This window comes from Nonomuraea sp. CA-143628 (assembly GCF_050942315.1).
Taxonomy (GTDB): Bacteria; Actinomycetota; Actinomycetes; order Streptosporangiales; family Streptosporangiaceae; genus Nonomuraea.
Map to the genome: position 1 here is coordinate 656,173 of NZ_CP192072.1, position 25,203 is coordinate 681,375.

At 70.4% G+C, this 25,203-nt stretch carries 22 protein-coding genes, 1 tRNA gene and 1 pseudogene; 14 read left to right on the forward strand and 10 right to left on the reverse strand.

Annotated features, from left to right (window positions below):
• Positions 1-2 precede the first annotated feature (2 nt).
• From ACQP2T_RS03185 to ACQP2T_RS03195, 3 genes are read left to right on the forward strand one after another with little or no spacing between them, the layout of a single operon-like run.
• Positions 3-1,205, forward strand: coding sequence for a phosphotransferase family protein (locus ACQP2T_RS03185; protein ID WP_433514693.1), 1,203 nt, complete (start codon positions 3-5; stop codon positions 1,203-1,205).
• Positions 1,198-2,229, forward strand: coding sequence for a T3SS effector HopA1 family protein (locus tag ACQP2T_RS03190; RefSeq protein WP_433514694.1), 1,032 nt, complete (start codon positions 1,198-1,200; stop codon positions 2,227-2,229). Before ACQP2T_RS03185 ends, ACQP2T_RS03190 begins: the two co-directional genes overlap by 8 nt.
• Positions 2,226-3,566, forward strand: coding sequence for a lanthionine synthetase LanC family protein (locus ACQP2T_RS03195; RefSeq protein ID WP_433514695.1), 1,341 nt, complete (start codon positions 2,226-2,228; stop codon positions 3,564-3,566). Before ACQP2T_RS03190 ends, ACQP2T_RS03195 begins: the two co-directional genes overlap by 4 nt.
• 60 nt (positions 3,567-3,626) lie before the next feature.
• On the opposite strand, the gene ACQP2T_RS03200 is transcribed toward ACQP2T_RS03195, so the two are convergent.
• The 3 genes from ACQP2T_RS03200 to ACQP2T_RS03210 all read right to left on the reverse strand — a co-directional run bounded on the left by ACQP2T_RS03200 (position 3,627) and on the right by ACQP2T_RS03210 (position 6,845).
• Positions 3,627-4,397, reverse strand: coding sequence for a sulfite exporter TauE/SafE family protein (locus tag ACQP2T_RS03200; RefSeq protein WP_433514696.1), 771 nt, complete (start codon positions 4,395-4,397; stop codon positions 3,627-3,629).
• 206 nt (positions 4,398-4,603) lie between these two features.
• The gene (locus tag ACQP2T_RS03205) at positions 4,604-5,728 is read right to left on the reverse strand and encodes a serine hydrolase domain-containing protein (RefSeq protein ID WP_433514697.1); all 1,125 of its coding nucleotides are present in this window, start codon (positions 5,726-5,728) and stop codon (positions 4,604-4,606) included.
• Between the two features lie 85 nt (positions 5,729-5,813).
• On the reverse strand, positions 5,814-6,845 hold the full coding sequence (locus ACQP2T_RS03210; RefSeq protein ID WP_433514698.1) for a patatin-like phospholipase family protein: 1,032 nt from the start codon (positions 6,843-6,845) through the stop codon (positions 5,814-5,816).
• Positions 6,846-6,994: 149 nt separating this feature from the next.
• Between ACQP2T_RS03210 and ACQP2T_RS03215 the strand changes: the two genes are divergently transcribed.
• Positions 6,995-7,777 carry a DeoR/GlpR family DNA-binding transcription regulator gene (locus ACQP2T_RS03215; protein WP_433514699.1) on the forward strand — a complete coding sequence of 261 codons (783 nt, stop codon included), beginning with the start codon at positions 6,995-6,997 and terminating at the stop codon, positions 7,775-7,777.
• Here ACQP2T_RS03215 and ACQP2T_RS03220 read toward each other — a convergent pair whose 3' ends face one another.
• Positions 7,778-9,097 carry a hypothetical protein gene (locus tag ACQP2T_RS03220; RefSeq protein WP_433514700.1) on the reverse strand — a complete coding sequence of 440 codons (1,320 nt, stop codon included), beginning with the start codon at positions 9,095-9,097 and terminating at the stop codon, positions 7,778-7,780.
• Positions 9,098-9,244: 147 nt separating this feature from the next.
• Here ACQP2T_RS03220 and ACQP2T_RS03225 point away from each other — a divergent pair, with 147 nt between their 5' ends.
• Positions 9,245-10,129, forward strand: a complete 885-nt coding sequence (locus tag ACQP2T_RS03225) for an AraC family transcriptional regulator (protein WP_433514701.1) — start codon at positions 9,245-9,247, stop codon at positions 10,127-10,129.
• A gap of 7 nt (positions 10,130-10,136) precedes the next feature.
• Here ACQP2T_RS03225 and ACQP2T_RS03230 read toward each other — a convergent pair whose 3' ends face one another.
• The gene (locus ACQP2T_RS03230; RefSeq protein WP_433514702.1) at positions 10,137-11,786 is read right to left on the reverse strand and encodes a glycosylhydrolase-like jelly roll fold domain-containing protein; all 1,650 of its coding nucleotides are present in this window, start codon (positions 11,784-11,786) and stop codon (positions 10,137-10,139) included.
• Here ACQP2T_RS03230 and ACQP2T_RS03235 point away from each other — a divergent pair.
• The 4 genes from ACQP2T_RS03235 (at position 11,755) to ACQP2T_RS03250 (ending at position 12,981) form a co-directional block, all read left to right on the forward strand.
• Positions 11,755-11,851: transfer RNA gene (locus tag ACQP2T_RS03235), tRNA-OTHER, on the forward strand. The two genes, ACQP2T_RS03230 and ACQP2T_RS03235, sit on opposite strands and share 32 nt — an antisense overlap.
• Positions 11,852-11,901: 50 nt before the next feature.
• Positions 11,902-12,177, forward strand: coding sequence for a hypothetical protein (locus tag ACQP2T_RS03240; protein WP_433514703.1), 276 nt, complete (start codon positions 11,902-11,904; stop codon positions 12,175-12,177).
• Between the two features lie 3 nt (positions 12,178-12,180).
• Positions 12,181-12,420: a hypothetical protein gene (locus ACQP2T_RS03245; protein ID WP_433514704.1), complete on the forward strand. Its 240-nt coding sequence runs from the start codon at positions 12,181-12,183 to the stop codon at positions 12,418-12,420.
• Positions 12,421-12,834: 414 nt separating this feature from the next.
• Complete coding sequence (locus ACQP2T_RS03250; protein ID WP_433514705.1) at positions 12,835-12,981, forward strand: hypothetical protein; 147 nt, start codon at positions 12,835-12,837, stop codon at positions 12,979-12,981.
• On the opposite strand, the pseudogene ACQP2T_RS03255 reads toward ACQP2T_RS03250, so the two are convergent.
• Positions 12,957-13,871, reverse strand: a pseudogene (locus ACQP2T_RS03255) (hypothetical protein); the annotation flags it as partial. The gene ACQP2T_RS03250 and the pseudogene ACQP2T_RS03255 overlap by 25 nt on opposite strands.
• Before the next feature lie 236 nt (positions 13,872-14,107).
• Between ACQP2T_RS03255 and ACQP2T_RS03260 the strand changes: the two are divergent.
• Positions 14,108-16,018, forward strand: coding sequence for an amino acid transporter (locus ACQP2T_RS03260; RefSeq protein WP_433514706.1), 1,911 nt, complete (start codon positions 14,108-14,110; stop codon positions 16,016-16,018).
• A 6-nt stretch (positions 16,019-16,024) separates the two neighbouring features.
• Here the strand turns inward: ACQP2T_RS03260 and ACQP2T_RS03265 are convergent, their stop codons facing one another.
• Both ACQP2T_RS03265 and ACQP2T_RS03270 read right to left on the reverse strand, forming a co-directional pair.
• Entirely contained in the window at positions 16,025-17,098 is a 1,074-nt protein-coding gene (locus ACQP2T_RS03265) for a serine hydrolase domain-containing protein (RefSeq protein ID WP_433514707.1), read from the reverse strand.
• A gap of 100 nt (positions 17,099-17,198) precedes the next feature.
• Positions 17,199-17,798, reverse strand: coding sequence for a TetR/AcrR family transcriptional regulator (locus ACQP2T_RS03270; RefSeq protein ID WP_433514708.1), 600 nt, complete (start codon positions 17,796-17,798; stop codon positions 17,199-17,201).
• 211 nt (positions 17,799-18,009) lie between these two features.
• Here ACQP2T_RS03270 and ACQP2T_RS03275 point away from each other — a divergent pair, with 211 nt between their 5' ends.
• Together ACQP2T_RS03275 and ACQP2T_RS03280 are read left to right on the forward strand one after the other, a co-directional pair.
• Positions 18,010-18,387 carry an SDR family NAD(P)-dependent oxidoreductase gene (locus ACQP2T_RS03275; RefSeq protein WP_433519704.1) on the forward strand — a complete coding sequence of 126 codons (378 nt, stop codon included), beginning with the start codon at positions 18,010-18,012 and terminating at the stop codon, positions 18,385-18,387.
• An 86-nt stretch (positions 18,388-18,473) separates the two neighbouring features.
• On the forward strand, positions 18,474-20,225 hold the full coding sequence (locus tag ACQP2T_RS03280; protein ID WP_433514709.1) for a serine/threonine-protein kinase: 1,752 nt from the start codon (positions 18,474-18,476) through the stop codon (positions 20,223-20,225).
• Here the strand turns inward: ACQP2T_RS03280 and ACQP2T_RS03285 are convergent.
• Complete coding sequence (locus ACQP2T_RS03285) at positions 20,206-21,474, reverse strand: MFS transporter (RefSeq protein ID WP_433514710.1); 1,269 nt, start codon at positions 21,472-21,474, stop codon at positions 20,206-20,208. The genes ACQP2T_RS03280 and ACQP2T_RS03285 overlap by 20 nt on opposite strands.
• An 80-nt stretch (positions 21,475-21,554) precedes the next feature.
• Here ACQP2T_RS03285 and ACQP2T_RS03290 point away from each other — a divergent pair, with 80 nt between their 5' ends.
• On the forward strand, positions 21,555-22,763 hold the full coding sequence (locus tag ACQP2T_RS03290; protein WP_433514711.1) for a sensor histidine kinase: 1,209 nt from the start codon (positions 21,555-21,557) through the stop codon (positions 22,761-22,763).
• Positions 22,764-22,866: 103 nt separating this feature from the next.
• Complete coding sequence (locus ACQP2T_RS03295) at positions 22,867-24,123, forward strand: C39 family peptidase (protein WP_433514712.1); 1,257 nt, start codon at positions 22,867-22,869, stop codon at positions 24,121-24,123.
• 3 nt (positions 24,124-24,126) lie between these two features.
• On the opposite strand, the gene ACQP2T_RS03300 is transcribed toward ACQP2T_RS03295, so the two are convergent.
• Positions 24,127-25,143, reverse strand: coding sequence for an NAD(P)H-dependent flavin oxidoreductase (locus tag ACQP2T_RS03300; RefSeq protein WP_433514713.1), 1,017 nt, complete (start codon positions 25,141-25,143; stop codon positions 24,127-24,129).
• Positions 25,144-25,203 lie beyond the last annotated feature (60 nt).

Genomic DNA, 25,203 nt, shown 5'->3' on the forward strand with positions numbered 1-25,203 from the left:
CGATGGTTCTCGCTCTGCCGGAACTCACCACCTACCTGCTGGATCGGCAGTACGTTCACCCGGAGGCGGTGGTCGACGGTGGTCTCACCATCGTCGACGCGTCCCGCCGCAATCACAACGTCCTGGTGAGCGCTGAGCCGGCGGTCGGGCTGTTCGTCAAACAGGGTCGTTCCGATCCGGTCCAGTCGGCTGCCGGCTGGACCGGGAGCGGATCGCTGGCGCACGAGGCGGCGGTCTACTCCCTGCTCGACTCACTGCCACGCCCTTCCAGCGACGGGGGGATAACGGGAGCACTGCCGCGCTGCCGCGGATTCGACGCCGAGCGCGATCTGCTCATCCTGGAATCGCTGCCGGACGCGTTGGATCTCACCTCGTACCACTCTCGTACGCGCCGTTTTCCGGCCACCGTCGGAACCCGGCTCGGGACCGCGCTCGCCGACCTGCACGAACGCGCCTTTCACGCGGCGCGGCGAAATCCGGCGGACTTTCCCGGGCGGCTGCCCTGGGTCCTCGGGATCGACCGTCCGGGAACGGCGTTCTACCGCGAGATGAGCAACGCGGGCCTCGAACTCGTCCGCATCCTGCAGTCGTCCCCGGAGCTCCGGGCGGCGCTCGCGGCGCTGCGTACCGGCTGGCGTCAGGATGCCTTCGTCCACCACGACGTCAAATGGGACAACTGCCTGGTCCTCGCGGGCGGGGCGTCGGGGCGGCGTACCCGGGTGGCGCTCGTCGACTGGGAGTTCGCCGGCCTGGGAGACGCGTGCTGGGACACCGGTTCGGTGTTCGGCGCCTACCTCGGCTGCTGGCTGGCCTCGATCCCGGTGACCGGCAGCGAGCTGCCCGACCGCTACCTGGAGCTGGCCGATTACCCGCTGACGCGCATGCGGCCGGCGATGCGCGCGTTCTGGGCGGCGTACTCCGGCGCGCGTGGGTGGGACGCCGCGACAGCGGACGCGGCGCTGATCCGCAGCGCCCGCTACGCCGGGGCCCGCCTGCTGCAGTCGGCGTACGAACGGGCTCAGGGCGCTGCCCGCGTCTCCACGACCGTGGTGTGCCTGGCGCAATTGGCGGAGAACGTGCTGGTACGGCCGGAAGAAGCGGTCGAGCACCTTCTCGGTGTGCCTTTGCGAGGAGGAGCAGGTGCACCACTGCGAGGCGAAGCTGACCTGGTCGGCGTGACCCTGCGAGGAGGGGCTGATGAGTGACAGCCGCGCGCTGGTGGCCGAGGCCGTCGCCGCGACGCGTATTCACCCGCCGACGCGCTACACCTGGTTCGGACGGATGTCGCCCCGGCTGACCGTACGTGCCGCCCGGGTGCTCAGTCCGCGTGCCGGCCGGGACTACCTCGTGCACCGGCTGGCCGGTCAGTTGTACGGCGACTTCTACCGGCGCGGCCGGGCCGAGCCGCCGCGATGGAGTGCCCAGGGGTCGTCCGCGAGCCGTAGCGGCTTCGCGGCCGCGCTGTCGGCGGCGAACTGCGGGCAGGGATATCTGGACGACGGTTGGCAGGTGCGCGGGATCGACGAGCGCGGGGTCATGGTCGTCAAGAACGGTCTGGAGTTGACTGTCCACGCCACCGAGCTGGCGGGCGTACCGGTCGTCGGCGAACGGGCCGCGATGCGGCTGCCCAAGGAGCTCTTCGAGATCTCCCCGGGCTTCTACCTGGCCCGCGCCGACCGCCCGATGGACACCGGGCCCAGCGGCCGGGTGGTGCGGTTGTACTGGAACCTCCGCGCGGACGGGGCCGTCCCGTTCGTCGGGGCCGCGACGCGACTGCTCAACTCGGCGGGCGCGGCCTTCCAGCTCAAGGTGCTGAACGACCCCGGCGCCTTCAGCCGGTGCGACGCGGGGGTGGTCTACCTGGCCCGTGACGACTATCCGGAGCTGGCCGACCTGATGCTGACGCTGCATGCCGAGATCGGTGGGTTCCTGTCGCCTCGGACACCGGTGTTCACCGCCGAGCTGGCGCCCGGTCTGGGGTTCGCCGAAGATCCCGGAACGGGGGAGAGCTTCGGGGAGCACCGCTGCCGGCTGCTCGCGGAGGCGCTGGTGCGGTCGCACGAATCGGGATGGACGGACGACGCGGCCAGACTGGCGGCCGTCGAAGAACGCTTCGCCCGCGCCGGGATCGACCTGGACGCCCCACACCTGAGCCCCGACCCGCCCGCCGACCCGGACGCCGCGCACCTGAGCCTCGGTCCGTCCAACGACCTGGCTCCCGCGCCATGACCCCCCAAGACCGCGCCATGATGGCGCGAGCCACTGCCGCGCCGGTTGGCGAGGTAGCGGCCGAGCACTTGGCGGTCGCGGTGGCGATCGGTGAGCGGCTGGTGAAGGAGGCCGTCTGGTCGGGGGAGCGCTGCAACTGGGTCGGGGCCGAGCCGGTGGACCTGCGAGACCGAGTCGGTGCGCTGACCTATCGGGCGCTGGGCCCCAATCTGTACGTGGGCAGCAGCGGCGTCGCGTTGTTCCTCGCCCAGCTGGCCACGACCACCGGCCAGGACGAGTTCCGCCGGACGGCGCTGGCGGCGACGCGGCATGCGATCTCCCGGCGCGACGACGTCAGCCCGGCCGCCCGTCTGGGCTTCTACAGCGGCTGGGCCGGAATGGCGGCGGCGGCGCTGCGCACCGGCCGGCTGCTCGACTCCGCGGAGCTCGTCGACGCCGGGAGCGGCCTGCTCCGCGACATCGCCCAGCAGCTCAGCGGGGTGGCGGAGGGTGGGGAGCAGGAGTACGACCTTATGTCCGGGGTGGCCGGGGCTGTTCCGGCATTCGCCCTGGGATACCGGTACACCGGCGACGAGCGGATGGCCGAGGCGGCGGTCACGGCGGCCCTGTGGCTGGGGAGATCCGCCAGGAAGTCCCGTACCGGCTGGTCCTGGCGTTCGCCCGGCCTGCGCAACCAGCACGATCTCACCGGCCTCTCGCACGGGGCGGCGGGTGTCGCCGTGGCGTTCCTGGAGGCGTACCGGCTGACCGGCGAGGAGATGTTCGCGACGGGCGCCCGAAACGCGATGCGTTACGAGGATCGCTGGCTGGACGTCGGGGAGGGCAACTGGCCGGACTTCCGGGAGAACACGGCCGACCGCCGCGCCCGTACCTTCGTGACGCTGTGGTGCCATGGCGCGCCGGGCATCGCGCTGTCCCGGCTGTACGCGTACGAGCTGCTCGGCGAGGCGCGGTGGCGGCATGACGCGATGACGGCGCTCGCCACCACGGAGCGGGTGACACGCCCGCTGACGAACGGCGGCGGGGCCGACTTCTCCCTCTGCCACGGGCTCGCCGGCAACGCGGAGCCCTTCGAGGAGGCCCGCGAGGTCCTCGGCGCCGCCGGCACGGTCATCCCACGGCTCGGCGCCGACGCCATCGGCATGGACATCCCGCGGCTCGTCGCCGATCACGGTCTGGAGCGGTACGCGCGCACCGGTGTGAGCTGGCCGTGCGGGACTCACACCGCGGAGACCCCGAACCTGATGCTCGGTCTTGCCGGGATCGGCTACTTCTACCTGCGGCTGGCCGTGCCGCAGGTCCCGTCCGCGCTGTTGCCCGTGCGGTGGGATCGGTGACCGATCACCGCTACGGCACCAGGCGGGTGGTGGTGACGGTTCGGTGGGACCGGTGACCGATCACGGCCACAGCAGCAGGCGGGCGATGGTGACGGTGCCGATCGCCACGATCAGGGTTCGTAGCACCGCGGGGCTGAAGCGGCGGCCCATGCTGGCGCCGATCTGGCCACCCAGAGCGGACCCGAGCGCGATGAGTACGACGGCCGTCCAGTCGAAGTCCGCGACGAAGAGGAAGAAGAGCACGGCGACGGCGTTCACCACGGCGACCAGAACGGTCTTGATGGCGTTGAGGCGCTGCAGGGTCTCGTCGAGGAGCATGCCCATCAGGGACACGTAGATGATGCCTTGGGCGGCGGCGAAGTAGCCGCCGTAGACGCTGGCCAGGGTGAGGCCGATGTACAGCAGCGGACCGCCGTCCCGGCTGCCGGGGTTGCCGCGCGATTCGCGGCGGCTTCGTACGTACCTGCTGATCAAGGGCTGGAACGCGACCAGGACGAGGGCGAGGCCGACCAGAACCGGCACGATCGTCTCGAACGCCGTGGCGGGCAGCGTCAGCAGGAGCGTGGCGCCCGCGAGCCCGCCCAGCACGGCGCCCACGCTGAGTTTCAGGATGCGACGGCTCTGACCGCTGAGTTCGGCCCGGTAGCCGATGGCGCCGCTGATGGAGCCGGCGATCATGCCGAGCGCGTTGGAGACCGTGGCGGTGACCGGCGGCAGGCCCGTGGCCAGCAGAACGGGAAAGGTGATCAGTGTCCCGGAGCCGACCACGGTGTTGATGGTGCCGGCGCAGACCCCGGCCACGAACACCGCGAGCATCTCTCCCGGCGTCACGCCGCGCGTCCCGGCGCCACATCGCCGCCAGAGCCAGAGCCAGAGCCAGAGCCAGAGCCAGTGCCAGAGCCAGAGCCAGAGCCAGAGCCAGAGCCAGAGCCGGACAAGATTGCCATGCGGGCGACCTTATGCGGTGAATGCTTCGCCGCTCACCGAAGGGTGCGGGCGCCACTGCCCTGTCGGCGCTCACCGAAGCAGGAAAGCGCCTACTTCCCAGGACAGAAGACCGCCTTGGCCGTCTGTTCGAGGGCGGCTGGGGAGAAGTCCATGTTGCTCACGCTCAACGTGGCGGACACGGCGAGTTGCAGGCGGCCATCGGGTGAGGTGAAGGTCGTGGCCATAAAGCCGGGCGCGCTGCCCCCGACCGTCTGCAGCGCGGGCTCTCCCCCGCACAGGCGGCCGGCGGGGGAGGGCTGGGGCGGCGCGCCCTCCGGCGGGTCGGTGATCACCTTTTGCAACGACGCCGGCAGCAGCTTGCCCTGGACGAACGCGCGCTGGAAGGCGCTGACGTCACGTGCGGTAGAGATCACTCCACCGGCCGCGTACCCATAACTCGCGTTGAGCCGGTCCATGTCGCGCAGCTTGCCTTCGGGGTCGGGGTAATAGCCATGCCCGTGCGGGCCCTTGATGGCCGCGGGCGGCTTGGTGGGCAGGTAGGTGTGGTTCATCCCGACAGGGGCGAAGACGCGCCGGGTGAGTTCGGCGGACAGGGGGTGGCCGGTCACCTTCTCGATGATCATGCCGAGGAGCACGTAGTTGGTATTGGAGTAGGAGAACTTCTCCCCCGGCGCCCCCGTCCGGGGCAGGCCGCGGGTGGCCTTCACCAGCTCGACCGGAGGGTAGTAGGTCGTGAAGTCGAAGTCGTCGAACAGCTCGGATGCGAAGAAGTCGGGGATGCCGGAGGTGTGCCGGATCAGCTGTCGTACGGTGATCTCATCGGCCCGCTCAACCAGGTCCTCCTGAGCCACTTGCGGCAGGACGGCGCTGAGCTTGTCATCCAGGCCGAACTTGCCCTCTTTGACCAGTTGCAGCAGCACGGTGGCCGTCATCTGCTTGGTCTGGGAACCGACGCGGTAGCGGGAGCCGGAGGGGATCTTGCCGCCCTTGCCGTTGAGAAGACGGGAGCCGGCCGAGCCCTGGCCGACGCGCTTGCCGTCGACGTACACCTCGCCGATGGCGCCGACCACTCCGGTGGTCTTCGCAAGGGCGTCCAACGCCTCCTGTACGTTCCCGGTCTGCGGTCGGTCGGCGGCGGTCGCGGGCGTGGTGGTGCTCAGTGCCAGCATCACGCAGGCCAGGCCGGCAGTACGAGCGGCGGTCGCACGATTCACAACAATGGTCCTCTCCTCGCGGGAGCGCGCGGGGAGCATCCGGCAAGGCCAAGACGCTCCCAGCGTGCTGACGTTCGAGGACTTTCTAGGCCAGCGGCTGTTTCCCCACCGTTTCCGCGGGCAGCGTGGTGGCGGGCCAGGCCGCGCGCAGCCGTTCGGCTTCGTGCTCGGCCTGCGAGACCCCGGCATGGAAGGCCGGTTGCCAGGACGTCACGTCTGACATGTCGGAGCCGAAAGCCTTCAGCGAGGATGCATCGGGGCTGACCGCCACAGCCGTGTCCGCGCCGAGCCCGTCGAATGGCTCGCGGGGGAAGTCGAGCGGTTCGCGGGGGAACAGGTGCGCCAGCGGCTCGACGAGCAGCACGACGCGGGCGCCGGTGGCCAGGGCGACGTTCGCGCCGCCCGCCAGGGCGCCGTCCATGTACCGGTGGCCGTTGATCGTGATGGGCGGGTAGGCGCCCGGCATGGCGGAGCTGGCCGCCACTGCGGCTACCAGCGGCGCGCCGCTCTCGCGGTCCCAGACCTTCGGCTCGCCGGTCTCCGCGTTGACGGCGGTGATGAGCAGTCGTCGGTCGGGCCATTGACGCGCGTTGATCAGGGACTCCATCAGGGCGAGGCGTTCCTCCTCAAGGATGGTGGGAGCTTCGAGGGCGATGCGGCCGACCCGGCGCCGGGCCTCCCGCGGTTCCAGAGTGGGGTCGCCGAGCACGGTGAAGACCTCGGCCATCCGCGCCGGGTCCGTTCGCGGGCGCGTCGGCGAGTCCGTTCGTGACCCTGCCTGCGAGTTCGTCGGTGGGTCCGTTCGTGACTCTGTCCGCGAGTCTGCCCGCGAGTCCGTCTGCGGGTATGCCGGCGGGGATGTCGGCGAGGCGGTCGAGCGCCCGTCCCGATCCTGCCGGGGGTCGCGGTCGGGACCTGTGCGGGTGGCGAGCCGGTCGAGGTCCTGGCCGGTCGCCAGCATGGCGCCGACGATCGCCCCGGCTGAGGTGCCGACGATCAGGTCGGCGTCCGCGAGGTCCACTCCGCGGTGCCTCAGCCCGGCGGCCAGGCCGGCCATCCAGGCCGTGCCGGGGACGCCTCCGGGCCCGAGGACCAGTGCCCGCGAAGTTCTGTTCATGACTTCCCCCCTGTGGAATTGGTACGAGGACAGCCTCAGACCTCAACCAAGGTTTATGTCAAGTCGGCTCGTCGCTCCTCGCGGTGCCGGCGGTGTGAGAGATTAGAAGGATTCGTGGAGGTCTCACCGATGCATGGGGAGTGCCGTAGGTGAAGTCACGCACGGCCGGTGGGGCCACCAGGCGCCAGGCCATGGCGGAGCATGTCCTTCGGCATGGCTCGGCCTCGATGACGGAGCTCGCCGAGACGTTCGGCGTGAGCGTGATGACCGTCCACCGTGACCTGGACCAGTTGGAGAGCCAGGGCATGGTGCGCAAGTATCGCGGTGGCGCGAGTGCCCAGGCCTCCAGCATCTTCGAGAGCAACATCGCCTACCGCAAGACCGCCCAGACGGCGGAGAAGGAGGCGATAGCCCGGCACGTGGTGGGGTTGATCGAGCCGGGGAGCTCGGTCATCATCGACGACTCCACGACCGCGCTGGCCGTCGCGCGCCATCTCGACGAGGTGGCTCCCCTGACCGTCGTGACCAACTTCCTGGAGGCGATCAGGCTCCTCGCCCCCATGCCGGGCATCCGGCTCATGGCGCTCGGCGGCGAATACTATCCGACGCACGACTCCTTCCTGGGCGTGGCCTGCGTCGACGCGGTCGAGGCGATGAACACCGACACGGTGGTCGTCTCCACCTCGGCCATCTCCGACCGGCACGCCTTCCACCAGGAGCAGGAGATCGTGCTGGTGAAGCGGGCCATGCTGGCCGCGGGCACGCGGTGCGTCCTGGCGGTCGACCACACGAAGCTCGACCGCGTGGCGTTGCACCGGGTCGCTCCTCTCGACGCCTTCGACGTCATCGTGGTCGATTCGCACGCGCCGCCCGAGGCCGTGCAACGGCTCCGCGACCGCCACCACCGCGTCGACGTCGCCCAGGTGGACTGACTACGGGAGGGCGGTGCGGGGGACGGCGAAGATGGCTCGGCCGCAGCTCAGCGGGGTGGCCGTCTCAGTGGCGCACTGGTTCTTCGTCCATTCTGTCAGCGACCAGACCAGGCCGGTGGCGTAGTCGTAGGTGAGGGATTCGGGATGCATCCCCCAGCACTCGTAAGCCGAGCTGTAAGGGTTGGCGCAGGTGTGGGATCTGCCGGTGGAGGTGTTCAGGGCCCATAGCTCGCCTGCCTCGTCCGCCCAGCTGTGCGCGACGTACCAGGTGCCGTTCCAGGACAGCACCCCCTGCATGTTGCCGACCCGGGTGCGGTACGCCTGGGCCGCCGGGGTGTAGCCGCTGGCGTTGGCGCTGAGCAGGAAGTTCGCGCCGCCGAGGTTGTACCGGTAGACCCTGCCGTGCAGGGCGGGGTCGCTGAAGTACTCCACGGCGGTCAGGGAGTCGGGGGTGGTGCTGCGGTCCAGGGAGATGGAGGCGAAGCACGGCACGCCCGTGTCGCTGCTCATGGTGCACGTGCCGCTGGCGTAGCTGTAGAAGCCGACCTCCGGCATGACGTACTGGTAGCCGTACGCGGCGTACCCGCTGCTCGTCTTGCCGATCGCCGAGCTCGCGTCGTTCACCCGCAGGATCTCCGACATGCTGAACACCCTGATGCCGGTGGAGTTGGCGCCCGTCGCGCTGACGTACAGCTTGTCGCCGTACCAGGCCATGCCGCCCATGTGCGTCTTGGCGGGGCCGAAGGTGTTGTTGGCGTAGCTGGTGGCGTTCGAGTTGGTGGTGCCGTCCGTCGGCGCGACCAGATAGACCCAGCGGTACTTCGGCGCCGACGGGTTGGTGTAGTCGATGAAGGCGACTCTGGCGTCGTTGTTGCGGGGGTTAACGCCGCATTCGCCGGAGTTGCAGTAGTTCCAGCCGCTGAGGATGGCCTTGTACGCGCCCCAGGTGCCGTCGTCGTCGGCGTCGCCGGAGGTGGTGAGGCTCTGTGGGATCCACGTCTCGGTGCTCGCGTCACCGCCGTCCCAGCACCAGCTGACCGTGGCGGCCGGCTTGATCGGCAGCCCCGCGGCCTCGGTGCTGTCGCAGGTGCGCATGGGGTGGTTGGCGCTGGTCATGACGTCGGCGAAGTCGGCCTGGGTGAGGCCCGGCTGCGCCTTGAGCGTGCTCAGGCCGGTCGTCGGGTGCCAGATGACACCGGCTCCGGAGACGGCGACGAGGGGGGTTCCGTAGGCGGAGTCGTCGACGGGGTCGGCGTGCGCCGGAGTGGCGACGGCGAGGGGGACGATGAGTAGCAGAAGGATGGCCACGAGTCTGGACAAGGGGGTGTCCTCTCTTACCGGCACATGTCCCCATATGTCGAGATGGGGACAGCAGAAATCATGGAAGCCGGAGCGGGCCCTCAGATAGCACTAAACACGTCTTAGTCGGATGAAATTGACATCAATGCGACGACTAGGGTGGCGGCTGTGACGGCCACCCCCCTGAAGTTGTCCCGAGGTCTGCTCTTCATCGCCGACGGCTCTCCCGCCTACGCGCGGCGCTACACGCACGACGGCGAGGAGCCCGTGCACGCGCACAGCTTCGTGGAGATCGCCGTCGTGGTCGCCGGCACGGCCGTACACCTTTCCTCCTCGGGACGGCAGGAACTGCAGGCCGGGGACGTCGTCCTGCTGCGTCCAGGCGTCTGGCACGGGTACGAGGACTGCGCCCGGCTCGTCCTGTACAACTGCTGCATCGGCACCGACCTGCTCCGCAACGAGCTGTCGTGGACGCGCGAGGACCCCCGGCTGGGCTACCTGCTCTGGACCGGTCCGCACTCGTTACAGCGCCGCGGCCTGCTGACCACCCATTTGGCGGATCTTGATCTGCGTACGTGCCTCGGCTACCTGGAGGCGCTCGACGGACTGCGCGACCACAGCATCCACCGACACCGGGCCGACGTCATCGGCTGGCTCTCGCTGTTCCTCGGGCACCTGTCCCGCACCGTCGACACCGGCCAGGATGAGGCGGCGACCGACGGCGCGGCGACGCATCCGACCGTCATGCGCGTGGTGGGCATGGTGGAGGGGGACCTCGCCCACGACTGGACGCTGAACGAACTGGCCGGAGCCGTCGCGCTCAGCCCCGCCTACCTGGTGCGGCTGTTCAAGTCGGCCACCGGATTGCCGCCGATGGCCTACCTGGGCCGGCTGCGCGTCGAGACCGCGGCCGACATGCTGCTGCGCACCGAGGAGCCGGTGACGTCGATCGCCCGGGCGGTGGGCTGGCCGGACCAGAGCCACTTCGCGCGCCGCTTCAAGGCGTACTTCGGACTCAGCGCGACCACCTACCGCAACCGGTTCCGTACCTAGACCCGTCTTAGCCGAGCAGCAGCCGGACCGGGCCGTGCAGGCCGCTCACCCGCTGCCCGGGGAAGACGAAATGCGTGGGGCTGACCGCGTCGAGATGCGGCGCGAGCGTGCCGTACACCTCGACCTCGACCGTGTTCTCACCCTCCCGCAGCGCCGCGCCGACGTCGAACCGGTACGGCGAGCACACCCTGACCCCGCACAACCGGCCGTTGACCCGCACCTCCGCGGTGCCGCGCACCCGGCCGAGGTCCAGGAGGCCGGTGTCCGGACGCTCGTCGAGATGGACGGTGCGGCGGTAGCGGACGCCGCCGCTGTACTCCGGCAGGCCCGAACGCTCCCAGTCGCCCAGCTCGATCGGGCCGGGCCCGGTCTCGATCTCGATCGGCCCGGTGAGGATGGCGCCGCCGGTGTGCCCGGCCTCGGTCACGACGCGCAGCATGGCCTCGCGTGGCCCGGCCCGGCCGTCGAGGGACACCGCCAGGGGGCCGACGCCCTCCGCCACCGGCTGACCGTCGATCAGCAGCTCGGCCGCGCCGCGCAAGGGCACCCGGAGGGCGGTGGCGCCCGGCGGGACCTGGAAGCGCAGCCATTCGACCCGCCCCGCCGTGCCCGGCTCGGCCAGCACGGTCGGCAGCACGACCGAGGACACGGCCGGTAGCCCGGCTGAGGACGTGGTCGGTGACGTGGGGTCTCCCGGTTCGTTTCGGTCCCCAGACAGCCAGGAGGTGTCGGGGAGGGGGTGCGGGCGGCGCGGCAGGTGCAGGGCGGCGGGGTCGCGGTACTGCGTCCGGTGGATCTCGGCCGCGACGCGTTCGCCGTCGTGCACCGCCCACCAGCCGGGCCCGGAGGTGACGCAGCCGTCGACCAGGACCGGCTCGACGCCGTCACCGACCCGGACGGTCACCTCGTTCGCGCCGGGCCGCAGCACCCCGGCCAGGTCGTAGCGGCGTACCCGGGGCTTGCGGTGGTCGGCGTACGGGTCGAAGCCGCCCTGGCGGCCCATCTCCACCCCGTTGACCAGCACCTGGCAGGCCGTCATCGAGGCCACCTGGAGCACCGGCCCCTTCGGTATGAACGCGGCGGTCAGCTCGGTCGGCCCCGCCGGACCGGTGATCCATTCCGGGCGTACGTAGTGCTCGGGGTCCGTCACGACGGCGACGTGCGCGCGCAGCCACCCGTCGTCCTCGGGCACCAGCCGGACCTCCAGCTGGTGGCTGCCGGGCGAGAGGGGCCGGCGGGCCAGCGCCAGGTAGCCCCGGTCGTCCAGGTCGACGTCATGGCCGTCGATCCGCACCGCCTTGGCGGCCGCGGCGCCGACGGCGAGGAACCCGTGCTCCGGCACGGTCAGCTCGGCCCTGAACCGGGCGCTCCGCCCCATGGCCACCTGCCCGAAGTCCAGGAACTCCTCCGGCACGTGCCCCTTGGGCCCGAGGTCGAGGCGGTGGATGGGATCCTTCCTGATGCCGCGCGAGGTCGAGTACATGGCGGGCCGCCACTCCTCGCCGTCCGTCCGCAGACTGCCGTGCGAGCCGAACGTCGCGTACGCGGGCCGCCACTGCAGGCCGTCCACGCGGTGCTCGACCTCCCAGCGGTGCAGGATCGGCCCGGAGTGGCCGAGGTCGCCCCAGGTGTCGTCCAGGGTGGGTACGAGCTCCATCTCCCATCCGGTGCCGAGATCGAGCTCCCTCGTGGAGGACGCGGGTTCGATTCCCGCCACCTGCACGCCCCGCTCGCCCTGCTGGCCCGGCTCGCCCTGCTGGTCCCGCTCGCCCGTGAAGACGAGCAGTGCGGCGGGCCCGGCGTCGAACGGCACGACGACCTCGGTGTGCTCGCCCTCCACCGTGTACGGCAGCGCGCGCACCCCGCCGCCGAACGGGTCCACCAGCAGCGGCGTCCCCGAGACGCCACGCACTCTCACCGGCATCTCGGCGGCGTACCGGCCGGGGTCGAAGTCGATGGTGGCCGAGTCCCAGCCCTGGTCGGCGCCGCGGTCGCCCGGCCGTTCGACCGACACGTGGCTCGCCATGGGGAAGGTGGCCTGGAGGTAGACGATGGTGGCACCGTCGAACTCCCGTACCAGCGGGGGGACCGGCGCCTCGACCCGGCGCAGCGGCGACAGCAGCGGACCGAGGTCGGCCGTCGTCGCGGCGAAGCGGACCCGCGAGCGCAGCGGCCCCTCCGGGCGCGCGCCCACGGCGACGACCAGCCCGCCCCGATCGGCGAAGGCCACCAGCGCCTCTTCCGTGGCCGGGTCGAGCGTCGTGCAGGCGGGCAGTACGATCCCGGCATAGGACTCGCTCGCGACCTCCAACCGCGCGCCATCGGATTGGCCGGGCCGGATGGTGGCTCGCTGGACCGAGTCGTCGTCGATCACGTCGGCGTCCAGCCCGAGCCGGTCCAGCACGCCGGGAAGCATCCGGAACCAGGCCATCTCCCCCACGATCTCGCGGTAGACCTCCTGCGCCCGCGCGGCCTCCGCCCCCACCCCGTCGAGCCGCGTGTCCGCCTGGACCGTCGCGGTGGGCATGAGGACCGCCAGGTCACAGGCGTGCCGACCCAGCGAAAGGGCCGCGCACAGCCGGGTGACGGCGTCGGCGAAGACGCGGTGGTGCCGCCAGTACGGCTGCCGCCAGTCCGTGGCGGGCGGCGCCCACTCCCACCACCCCGCCTTGGTCGTGTAGTAGACGGCGTGCGGGTTGTACAGGGTGGCTCCGGCCCGCAGCCAGGGCAGCAGCCAGTCGAAGGTCTCCTCCAGCGTGCCGCCCCAGCCGCTGGAGTGGAACGCCTCGATCCAGGTGCGCGGCCGGTCGTACAGGTGGGCCAGCGAGGAGTGCACCCGCGCGTCACCATGATGGTCCGAGCCCGGCGCGCTGAACCAGCGGTGCGTGCGCGCGTAGTCGGCGTACAACTGCACGCCCTCCACCGGATGACCGGCACGGGCGGGATCCTGCTGGTCACAGCCGCTCAGCAGGCCATGGCGGGCGTGCCACTCGGCGAGCGGCCGGAAGAACGCCTCCTCCGCCAGTTCGGCGCGGGTGCGCTGGTAGTCGCGGCGGATCTCGCCCGCCCGCTCGCCGTCCGCCCACAGCAGCGGCAGGTGCGGGGTGAGGTCATAGCCCCGGCGCTTGTCGAACTCCACGGCGAAGGTGTCCGACCAGGTCGGGACCGTGGGCAGCTCGTCCTGGAAGGATCCGGCGATGACCCCGCCCAGCCGGTGCCCCAGCCGGCGCTCGAACTCGCCGTGCACCCGGTCGATCAGCGCCGCGCACGCGTCCGCGGACAGGTAGTCGAAGCCGCGGGTGGTCACCGAGCCGTCGGGGGCCAGCCAGCGGCCGGCGAAGCGGGGCTCCTCGTCGACCAGCCGGGCCTGGAGGTCGGCGCCCGAGAAGCCGAGCTGGTCGTAGAACCACAGGGAGATCCCCAGCTCCTCGGCGTCGGCGCACACCTGCTCCAGCAGGGCCCACCACTCCTCGGAGAAGAAGGGCGGGTCGTCGGCGTCGGAGCCGAACATCGGTCCAGACGGCGCCAGGTTGAGTATCACGAGGTTCCACACGCCGCCCTCGGCGAACCGCTCCAACTGCCAGCGCAGCCGGTCGCGTCTCAACCGCTCGCCGCTCCACCACCAGATGGCCGCGGGGGAGTACGCCCGGGGTGGGTCACGCAGGATGTCGGCGAGCGCGGCGGGCAGGGTCATGCCAGCTCCAAGGGGTACGCGGCGGCTGAAGCGGCCTAACATTCGCATGTGATTCTCACGTTGTCCAGCGTTACAAAATAGCCCGCCAGATCACCTGATCCGACCGGCGGGGCCCAGCTCAGAGCGGCTGTGAGCGACCGTGTTACGTGGCCGGTCGTTTTCACATCCGGACTTGTGGCCGGTCTGGCGCGATATATACGTTTTCTTGACGCCCTCACCAGCCGAAACACCCATCTGCCGTCACTAGTGTGCGTAGTGCGCGATATTGATGGAGGGTGACCGGGATGGTGCTGGCTAAACGGCCGGTCGCTACTGAGGGAACACTGCGGTCGTGGCTGCTCGAAGGGCTGCAGACCGACCGTAAGCAGATCGAGCACGGCCCGCATGTGAAGCACTCGTGGTGGCGGGTGATGTGCCTGACGGGTGTCGACTACTTCTCCACGCTCGGCTACCAGCCGGGCATCGCCGTGCTGGCGGCCGGACTGCTGTCGCCGCTGGCCACGCTGTTCCTGGTGGCCTTGACGTTGCTGGGCGCGCTGCCGGTCTACCGGCGGGTGGCCGCCGAGAGCCCGTACGGGCAGGGCTCGATCGCGATGCTGGAGAAGCTCGCCCCGCAGTGGTGGGGCAAGTTCTTCGTGCTGGCCCTGCTCGGGTTCGCGGCCACCGACTTCGTGATCACGATGACGCTGTCGGCCGCTGACGCCACCGCGCACATCCTGGAGAACCCGTTCGTGCCCGACTTCCTGTCCGGGGAGCGGGTGATCGTCACGCTGGTGCTGCTGGCGGCGCTCGGCGGGGTGTTCCTGATGGGGTTCACCGAGGCCATCGCCATCGCTGTCCCGCTCGTCTTCGTCTATCTGGGGCTGAACGCGGTGGTGGTGGCGACCGGGATCGTGCACGTACTCCAGGCGCCACGGCTGGTGTGGGACTGGGAGAGCGCGCTGAGCGCGAGTTACAGCAGCCCGCTGGCGATGATCGGGCTGTCGCTGCTGGTGATGCCCAAGCTCGCGCTGGGCATGTCCGGGTTCGAGACCGGCGTGGCGGTGATGCCGGTGATCAAGGGCGGCATCGAGGAGCGGATCGCCGGAACCAGGCGGATGCTCACCACGGCGGCGTTGATCATGAGCGTATTCCTGATCTTCTCCAGCTTCGTGACCACCGTGCTCATCCCGCACCAGGAGTTCGCGGAGGGCGGCAAGGCCAATGGACGCGCGCTGGCCTACCTGGCCCACGGCTACCTGGGCAACTGGTTCGGCACGGTCTATGACATCAGCACGATCGCGATCCTCTGGTTCGCCGGCGCCTCGGCGATGGCGGGCCTGATCAACCTGGTGCCGCGTTACCTGCCCCGGTACGGCATGGCGCCGGAGTGGACCGGGGCCGTGCGGCCCCTCGTGCTGGTCTTCTCCGCCATCGCGTTCGCCATCACGATCATCTTCGACGCCGACGTCGATGCCCAGGGCGGCGCGTACGCCACCGGTGTGCTGGTGCTCATGCTGTCGGCGGCGGTCGCCGTGACGCTGTCGGCCCGCAAGAAGCGCCAGCACGCGGCGACGGCCGGGTTCGGCGTGATCTCGGCGGTGCTGGCGTACACGCTGATCGACAACGTCTTCGAGCGGCCGGACGGTGTGAAGATCGCCTCGTTCTTCATCGCCGCCATCGTCAGCCTGTCGGTGATCTCGCGGGCGACGCGCTCGACCGAGCTGCGTGTCATCGACGTGCACCTGGACTCGCTGGCCGAGGAGTTCGCCAACGAGGCGTGCGGCGAGATCCATGTGATCGCGAACGAGCCGCAGCAGCGCGACCAGGCCGAGTACAACGACAAGCTGCGCGAGACGTGGATCACCCACCGGCTGCGCAGCAACGAGCCGGTCCTGTTCGTCGAGGTGACGGTGCCGGACGCCTCGGAGTTCGAGACCGAGCTGTACGTCCAGGGCGAGGAGCGGTACGGCCACAAGATCCTGAAGATCGAGAGCTCGGCGGTGCCCAACGCGCTGGCCGCGCTCCTGCTCTACCTGCGTGACCGGACCGGCGGCGTACCGCACATCTACTTCCACTGGACCGAGGGCAACCCGGTCGTGGCGATGCTGCGTTATCTGGTCTTCGGCGGCGGCGACGTGCCGCCCCTCACCCGCGAGGTCCTCCGCAAGGCCGAGTCCGACCCGGAACGCAGACCGCACGTCCACGTGGGCTGAACCGCGCTACTTCGCCGGAGAGCCCGGAGAGCACAGGGCGGCGTCGAAGGCGGCGAAGAGGTGCCGGTCGTCCTTCGGGGTGCCCGTGACGTACACGGTCGCCGCCCGGCCCGCCCGGTTCCGCCCGCTGAGCACCCGCACGCCCGGCAGACCGCCGTCGTGCATGAGGGCGAGGCCGCAGCTCAGCGGGTAGGTGTACAGCCCCAGGCCGTAGCGGCTGCCCGCCGGGTCGGTGGCGGGGACCGTGCCGGTGAGCATGGTCCGCAGCGTCCGCTGGGGGATGGCCTGCCAGAACCGGTTCAGGTCCGCCGGCGTGGAGACCAGCCCGCCGCCCGCCCCGAAGCCGTAGCCGGGAAGCTGGGTGATGTCCGTCTCGCCGCCCTTCGGGTTCATCGGGTTCACGCCGTAGTTGTGTGCGTGCTCGCCACGGATGTCCAGCTCGCCGTTCTTGGGCCAGTACGTACCGGGCAGGCCGCGCAGCACGGTGTCCTCGGTGACCCGGCGGAAGTCCTTGCCCGTCACCTTCTCGATGATCATTCCCGCGACCAGGAAGTTGGTGTTGGAGTAGAACCAGCGCTCGCCGGGCTTGCCCACGGGCTCGCGGGTCATCGCCAGCGCGAGGTGGTCGGCGGGGATCGCGGGCTTGGTCCAGTCGACCAGGTCGAAGTACTCGGGCAGACCGCTGGTGTGCAGGAGGAGCTGGCGGACGGTGATCGGCCGGCCGTCGAGCGAGCCGGGCAGGTAGTGCTCGACCCGCTCGTCCAGGTCCACCTTGCCCTCGGCGGCCAGGCGCAGCACGGTCACCGCGATGACCGGTTTGGTCACGCTGGCCACGCGGAACCTTCCGTCGGCGCCGACCATCGGCTTGCCGGTGCCACGCTGGGCCGTGCCGGAGGTCCACGTGGTGGTGCGGCCGTTCACGTCACGCACCGAGACCACCGCGCCGGTCAGACCATCCTGCTTGGTCAGCCGGTCGGCCTGCTGCTGGACGCCTTCAGTGGTGGCGACGGCGGCCATGGCCGGAGAGGCGGCGCTCAGGAGCACGACGGCGGCCGCGGCTGCTGCGAGGTACTTCCGCATTTTGGGCATCTCCTCTTTATCTGGGGTGATGTCCCAATCCTTGGCTCTCCGGCTCTCAAGATCAGTCACGTTGCCGGGCTACTTGGGGGTAGGGCTCGCACTACTCCAGGGGGCGGAACGCCTTGAGCGTCAGCTCCACCAGGGCGTCGGCGTACTCGGGCGTGAGCGGCCCGGATCGGTGCAGCCAGCGCTGGTAGAGGGGGGCGTAGAGCAGTTCGAGCGCCAGATCGAGGTCGGCGTCCGCGGCGAACTGGCCCGCCCGCTGCGCACTGCGCAGCCGCTCCTTCTTGGCCTCGTCCACGGGTCCGGCCAGCTTCTCGCGGTATTGGGCGGCGAGCTTCGGATCGTGGATGATCTCCGTGTTGAGCGCCCGGATCGGCGCCTCGAAGGCCGGATCGGCGAACTCGGCGACCGTCGCCCGCATGACCACCTTCAGGTCGGCCTCGATGTCGCCCGTGTCGGGCAGCGCCAAGCCCTCGGCTCCCTCGCTGAGCGTCAGGAAGGAGTCGAAGATCACCGCGCCCTTGCCCGGCCACCACCGGTAGATCGTCTGCTTGCCCACCCCCGCCCGCGCGGCGATGGCTTCGATCGTGACCTTCGCGTACCCCACCTCGGTGACGAGCTCGCGTGCCGCGTCGAGGATCGCCTGACGCGACCGTTCGTTGCGGCGGCCGGGGTCCGGCTGCTTGGCGTTGGACATGCCGGTGAGGATAGCAGCCCTTCGAGACGAGACGTTCCGTCTTGACGAGTTGCGGGGAGCAGGGCAAGCTACGTCAGGCGAGACGAACCGTCTCGTCTTTAAGTCGAGGAGGTGGGGCCAGTGACGAGCACCCGAGTGTGGTTCATCACCGGAGCGTCCCGGGGCCTGGGCCGGGCGTTCGCGGAGGTGGCGCGGATTCGCCTCGGTCGGCCTGTACGCGGCGGGCAAGTCGGCCCTCGACTCGGTCAGCCAGGCGCTGGCGATGGAGGTCGAGCCGTTCGGGATCAAGGTCACGATCGTTCAGCCGGGCGGGTACGACACCGGACTGTTCACGGTCGGCACCACGGTGACCGAGCACCTGCCCGAGTACGAGCCCCTGCGGACGAAGCTGGCCGAGATGTGGGGCGACGACGCCGGGCCCGCGCCGAGCACGGCCGCGCCCGTCATCATGGAGCTGGTCGATCTTCCGGAGCCACCGCCGCGGCTGATCGTCGGTAGCCACTCCTTCGACCTCGTCCAGCAGATGGACCAGGCTCGTACGGAGGTGTACCGCGCCTGGGAGCACCTCAGCCGGAAGGCGCCGGGCTGAACGGCCCGTGACCAGCGACAAATAGCGGAAAATCCGTATATGAGACGGCCCATCCTGGGCCAGGCCGACAGCGTACGCTGCTCTGCATGCGCAGACGGGTGATCGACGACCGGTTCGAGCTGGTGGAACGGCTCGGCGGCGGCGGCATGGGCCTGGTGTGGCGGGCCTGGGACGTGGCCCTGCACCGGGAGGTCGCCCTCAAGGAGGTACGCCCGCCCGACCCGGACATGGACGAGCGCGAACCCGAGGCCGCCCGCGAGCTGCGGGCCAGGGTGCTCCGCGAGGCCCGCGCCCTGGCCCGGCTCAACCACCCGCACGTCGTGACCATCCACCACATCGTGGACCACGGCGACAGCGGCTATCCGTGGCTCGTCATGGAGCTGGTCTCCGGTGGATCGCTCCAGGGACGCCTCGAACGCGGCCCGATGACGCCGCACGAGACCGCCCGCCTCGGCCGCGAGATCCTCTCCGCGCTGCGGGCCGCGCACGCCGTCGGCATCCAGCACCGCGACGTCAAGCCCGCCAACGTCCTGCTGCGGCCGGACGGCCGGTCGGTGCTGACCGACTTCGGCATCGCCGCGGTGCGTGAGTCCACCAGCCTGACCGCGACCGGCTCGTTCATCGGCTCGCCCGAGTACATCGCGCCGGAACGCATCAACGGCTACGAGGGCGATCCGTCCTCGGATCTGTGGTCGCTGGGGATGCTGCTGTACGTCGCCGTCGAAGGCCGTCATCCGCTGCGCCGGGCCACCACGCTGGCGACGCTGGCCGCGGTGCTCAACCAGGACGTGCCGCCGCCGCAGCGGGCCGGAGCGCTCGGTCCCGTGCTGGGCTACGTGCTCACGCGCGACGTGGCCGCCCGGCCCGACGCCGAGACGCTGGACCGCATGCTCGCCTCGGTGACCGACGCCCCCGCGTCGATGCCGCTCGCGCCGCCGGCCTGGGCGCCGGGCCCACCGCTCCCGCAGCCGCCCATGGGCGCACAGCCGACCGGTGGCACGCCGTACCCACAACCAACGGGCGGCACGCCGTACCCGCACTCGCCTTTAGGCTCGCAGGCGCCTATGGGCCCGCAGCCGCCCATGGGCTCGCGGCCGACCGGCCCGCAGTACGCCCAGATGAACACCAGCCCGCCGCTCCCGCGCTCGGTCACCGGCGTCAACCGCCGATCGAAGCGCGGCGCGGCCCCGGCCGTGATCGCGGTGTCCGCCGCCGTGGTCGTGGTGGTCGGCGTGCTGGTGTGGACGTTCCTGCCCCCGATACTGAACGGCGACGCCGCCGACGACCCGCGGTCCACCAGGTCCGGGCAGCCGACCAGCACCACCACTAAATCCGGGAAGGCCAAGGCCACGCCCAAGGCCACGCCTGAGGACACCGAGACGGCCGCCGCCGACCCGGGCAACCTGCTGACCCCGGCTGGGATCCGGACCGCGATCGCCAAGCTGAAGCCGGCGATAGGCGGCACCAAGGTCATCAGAATGGTGATCTTCCCCGGCTACGCGAGCGTCCAGGCGCCGGTGAAGGGCGAGAAGGGCGTCTACGAGAACTTCATGTACCGCGACGGCACCGTCAGTAAACAGCTCGGGGGCAGCACCACGGACGAGGATCCGGTGGACCTGACCAAGTTCAATTGGGACGCTCTGCCCGCCCTGCTCCGCAAGGCGAACCAATCTCTGGGCGTCCGTAAACCCACCACCCACTACGTCACGGTGGACCCCGCCTTCGCGTTCCTGGGTGCCCGCGAGGCGCTGCTCGTCTATGTGAGCGACAAGTACAACCGGACGGGCTACCTGGTGGCCGACACCAAGGGGAAGGTGATCAGGACCAATCCGGCGTGAGCGCGATGTCCCGCTGCCGCCGCAGCGGTGAGAACACCAGCCAGAGCACCGCGAGCCACGAGCAGGCCATCGCGACCGCCAGGGTCGTGCGGGCGCCGAGCCACGCGCCGAGGGTGCCCGCCAGCAGGCCGCCGAACGGCATGGCGCCGCGGATCAGCCACCGGATGCTCGCGTTCATCCGGCCGAGCAGCTCGGGCGGGCAGATCGACTGCCGGTAGGTGATCTGCAGCACGTTGTACGCGACGGTGGACAGGCGCGAGGCGAACAGCCCCGCCGCCACCGCCAGCACTCCCCAGCCGGGCCCGCCGAGCGGGATGAGCAGCGTGAACCCGCCGAGACACAGCTTGCCCGCCCATAACGCCCTGGCCGGACCCACCCACCTCGCGAACGACGTGGCGAGCACGCCGCCCACGATCCCGCCGGCGCTGCCCAGCCCCAGCACCAGCCCGAGCGTGGCGGGATCGGCGCCGAGATCACCGAGCACGAAGACGACGACGAGCGTGGTGATCATGGCGTCGCAGAGGTTGGAGATCGCGCTGCACGCCACGACGCGCCGCAACACCGGGTGCCCCAGGACGAAGGTGATCCCCTCGGCCGCCGCCTTGCGCATGCTCCGGGCCTCGCGGACGGCGGGCCGTGGTTCGGGGGTGCGGATCAGCAGCAGGGACGCGATGCCGATCACGTACGAGAGGCAGTCCACGACCATCACCCGAGCCGCGGTGTGCAGCAGCGTCATCAGGCCGCCCGCCAGGGAGGGGCCGACGGCGAGGGCCACCGCGTTGGTCGTGGCGATCTTGCCGTTGCCCTCGATGAGCCGCCGCCGCGCCAGCAGGACCGGCAGGTAGCTCTGGCAGGCGATCTCGAAGACGACGTTGATCGAGCCCACGAGGAAGGCCATCGCGTACAGGTGGCCGATCGTCAGGTGGCCCAGCGCCGCCGCGACGGGGACCGAGGCCACCACCGCGCCCCGCGCCACGCCGCAGCCGATCATCAGCGGGCGCTTGACCACGCGGTCGACGATCATCCCGGCGGGCAGCGTCATGATCAGCCAGGCGGCCGTGGCGCAGGCGGTCAGCACCCCCACCTCGAAGGTGGTGGCGCGGAGCATGGTGACGGCCACGAGGGGGACCGCCAGCGTCGTCACCGCGGCGCCCAGGTCGCTGATGCTCTGCCCGGTCCAGAAGAGCATGAAGTCGCGATTCTTGAGGAGTGTGCCGTCCTGTTCGGATGCCTGCCGGTTGATGGTCACGTAATCGACCGTACGGAAACCAGTGCCGACTTACTCCGGGCTGACACGTGGTCCGTCATCCTCTACCCAGAGTGGAAGGGGTGCTGGTCGTGACGGAGCCCGACGGCCCTGCCGTGCGCCCATGGAACCGGCTGGGGCTCCGGATGCGGCTCGCGCTCCTCTACGGCGGCTCGTTCTTCGTCGCCGGATCGCTGCTGCTCTGGTCGACGTACCTGATCACCGGGCAGGCCCTGGACCAGCAGTTCCCCGCGAAGGGCATGAGGATCGTCGGTGAGCGGGCCGGGCCCGTGCAGGAGGGCGCCGTCCAGAGCGACATGGTCTTCGAGAAGGTGAGCGTCCAGCAGCGGGCGGACGGCGTGCTCGACGAGATGCTGCGCTCCTCGGTGCTCATCATGATCGTGATCGGGGTGATCGCGTTCGTGCTCGGCTATTTGATGGCGGATCGGGCGTTGCGGCCGTTGGATCGGGTGACGGAGACGGCGCGGCGGTTGTCGGAGAGTACGTTGCATGAGCGGATCGGGTTGCGGGGTCCGCAGGATGAGGTCAAGCGGTTGGCCGATACGTTCGATGCGATGTTGGATCGGTTGTATCGGGTGTTCGAGGCGCAGCGGCGGTTCATCGGTAATGCTTCGCATGAGTTGCGTACGCCGTTGGCGATCAATCGCACGATTTTGGAGGTGTCGCTGGAGGAGCCGGCGGCCTCACCCGATCTGAAGGCGCTGGCTCGTGCGCTGCTGGGGACCAATGCCCGTTATGAGCGATTGATCGAGGGGTTGCTGCTGCTGGCCCAGTCGGAGCAGGAGCTCGCCATCCGCAAGAGCGTCGACGTACGCCAGGTGATCCGGGCCGTGGAGGAGCAGCTCGACCTGCAACCCCGCAAGCGGCCGGTCACCCTCCATCAGGACCTGAGCGCCGCCCTCGCGATGGGCGATCCGCTGTTCCTGGAGCGTTGTGTGTTCAACCTGCTGGAGAACGCGATCAAGTACAACGTGCGCGGGGGTGACGTGTGGTTGCGACTGCGGCAGGAGGGTGACGAGGCGGTCGTGGTGGTGGAGAACACCGGGCCGCAGGTCTCGCCGTACGAGGTGGACGACCTGTTCGAGCCGTTCCGCCGGTTGCAGGGTGATCGGGTGCGGTCGGCGCGCGGCGCGGGGCTGGGACTGTCGATCGTCCGGGCCATCGTCGACGCCCACGGCGGCACGGTCACTGCCGAGGCGCGGCCGGAGGGCGGTCTGACCGTGACCATGCGGCTGCCTCGGCTGGAGCGCCAAGCGGCCCTCCGAGCCTGAGCCGAGATAACGGACTGTGCGCGTACGTACATTTTCCGATGCGTTGTATGCCCTCTATGTCTACTGTCTGCCGCATCGAGCGCCGTCCAAGCAAGGTAGGTTCATGCGCGCGCTGACCGTACTCCTCTCCACCGTCCTGGTTTCCGCGACCCTGGCGGCTCCCGCGACCGGCCTCGCCGCCACGAAACCCGCGGCGGCCACGACGGACGTCGTCTATCAACGGGCCGACTTCGCCTCCGGCACGCCCGAAGGGACGGCCGTCGGCGAGGGCCTGTCGTTCGCCGCCGCGGTCGGCACCACCACCTACACCGACGCGCTCGGCACCAAGAGCTGGGAGTACGCCCGCTGGACCGGCCCGGAGCGGCCGATCGGCTTCGCCGCCACCGAGCTCATCGCCTCCTGGACCGCCGACCTCCCGGCGGGCAGCTGGCTGCAGGTCGAGGCGCGCACCCGGCACACGGCCGGGCTGAGCAAGTGGTACGTGCTCGGCCGCTGGGCGTACGGAGAGGGCGACATCCGCCGCACCTCGGTGCCTGGGCAGGCCGACGCGGACGGCACCGTCTCCGTGGACACGTTCGTCGCGGCGGCGGACAAGCAGATCAACGCCTACCAGCTACGCCTCACCCTGTATCGGACGCCCGGCTCCGCCGTGACGCCGACCGTACGGACGCTGGGCGCGATGGCCTCGAACGTGCCTGAGCGCAAGACCGTGCCGGTCAGTCCGGGCGGCGGCGCGTGGGGCACCGAGCTGGCCGTCCCGCGCCGTTCCCAGAACGTGCACGAGGGCCACTACCCGGAATGGGACGGCGGCGGTCAGGCTTGGTGCAGCCCGACCTCGACCACGATGGTCCTGGGCTACTGGGACAAGTGGCCGAGCGCGCAGGACACCTCCTGGGTGGATCCGTCCGATCCCGATCCGGAGGTCGACTACGCCGCCCGCTTCTCCTACGACCACGCCTACCAGGGCGCGGGCAACTGGCCGTTCAACACCGCCTACGCCGGTCGCTACGGCATGGACGGCTTCGTCACCCGCCTGCGGACGCTGACCGAGCTGGAGAAGCTGATCAGCGCCGGAATCCCGGTCATCACCTCGCAGTCGTTCAAGAAGGGCGAGCTGCCGGGCGCCGGGTACGGGACCAACGGGCACATCATGGTGATCGTCGGCTTCACCGCGGAGGGCGACGTGATCGCCAACGACCCCGCCTCCGCCGATGACGACGCCGTGCGGCACGTCTATCCGCGGGCCGCGTTCGAGAACGTCTGGCAGCGCAGCTCCAGCAGCGGCGGCATCGTGTACGTCATCCACCCGCCCGGCCGTGCCCTGCCCGCGACCACACCGGGACTGCCCGCCAACTGGTGACGCTCAGCCCGCCCTCCGGTAGCGGTCGAGGGCGGCGCGGGCCTGTGTGGTGATCGTGTCGATCACCACGGCCGCCGGTTCGATCGAGTCGACCAGGCCCACGCCCTCACCCGCGAGCAGCGCCATCTCCTCCAGGTCACCGGTGGTCAGGCCGCGCATCGGGACCAGGAAGGAGAACTTGTGCATCTCCACCGGCTCCCCGTTGACCACCGTGTGCCCGATGACCTCCAGCCCCGAGGTGTCGCGCGGCACCTCGTCCGCCCGGTCGTGCCACTCACGGACGACCCGGTTACGTAGCACCCGCGTCGGATTGAACGCCGGATGCTCCGGGCCGAACACCGGCGTACGAGCGGTGTCGGTGCCCCGAGCCGTCACCAGGCGGCTCTTGTACCCCTCGTGCGCCGCCGACTCGGTCGTGGCCACCAGCCGCGTACCGATCCAGGCGCCGTCGGCACCGAGCATGAGCGCGGCGGCCAGCCCCCGGCCGTCCGCGATCCCTCCCGCCGCCAGGACCAGCGCCGGGGCGACCGCGTCGACCACCAGCGGGACCAGCGCGAACGTCGGCAGCGTCGCGTAATTGTGCCCGCCCGCCTCCAGCCCCTGCGCCACCACGACGTCCACCCCGTCGTCCACCGCCCGCTTGGCGTCGTCCACCGAGCCGACCTGCTCGAAGACGCGTACGCCCGCGCCGTGCAACTGCCCGATCCAGCTCTTCGGCGGATGCCCCCAGTGGAACGACGCCACCGCGACACCCGCGGCGCAGACCGCGTCGATCTGCTCGGGCTTGGCGAAGGGGGTGACGAAGTTGACGTTGAACGGCCCGGTCGTGCCGGCCCGTACCGCGTCGATGGTCTCGACCATGGCGGCGGTCGGCATCAGCCCCACCCCGAGCGACCCCAGCGCGCCGGCGCCGCTCACCGCGATGGCCAGCTCCGGCAGCATCCCGGCGAACGCCATGCCGGCCTGCGCGATCGGGGTGGTCAGGCCGTACGCCTCGGTGAAGCGTGTCCGCAGTTCCATATAGGCGCCTTTCCCCTGTGTAGCGATATCTCCTGACAAAGGGGCGTTCCATGCCGTTCC